At 51.7% G+C, this 327-nt stretch carries 2 tRNA genes and 1 rRNA gene; all 3 read left to right on the forward strand.

Features of this window, described 5'->3' with window-relative positions:
• Positions 1-29: 29 nt before the first annotated feature.
• The 3 genes from rrf (at position 30) to M3Z76_RS19680 (ending at position 305) form a co-directional block, all read left to right on the forward strand.
• Positions 30-145 (forward strand): 5S ribosomal RNA (gene rrf, locus M3Z76_RS19670).
• Between the two features lie 4 nt (positions 146-149).
• Positions 150-225 (forward strand) — tRNA-Val (locus tag M3Z76_RS19675).
• Positions 226-229: 4 nt separating this feature from the next.
• Positions 230-305, forward strand: a tRNA-Thr gene (locus tag M3Z76_RS19680).
• Positions 306-327 lie beyond the last annotated feature (22 nt).

Genomic DNA, 327 nt, shown 5'->3' on the forward strand with positions numbered 1-327 from the left:
TCTGAAAAGAATGTGCATAATGATAAAAGTCTGGTAATGATGGCAGAGAGGTCACACCCGTTCCCATACCGAACACGGAAGTTAAGCTCTCTAGCGCCGATGGTAGTTGGGACCTTGTCCCTGTGAGAGTAGGACGTTGCCAGGCAAATGGAGGATTAGCTCAGCTGGGAGAGCACCTGCCTTACAAGCAGGGGGTCGGCGGTTCGATCCCGTCATCCTCCACCATTTAGCCGACTTAGCTCAATTGGTAGAGCAACTGACTTGTAATCAGTAGGTTGGGGGTTCAAGTCCTCTAGTCGGCACCAGAAAATCATGGCGGTTGTGGCG

Origin of the sequence: Metasolibacillus sp. (assembly GCF_025291715.1) — a bacterium.
GTDB classification, from domain to species: domain Bacteria; phylum Bacillota; class Bacilli; order Bacillales_A; family Planococcaceae; genus Metasolibacillus; species Metasolibacillus louembei.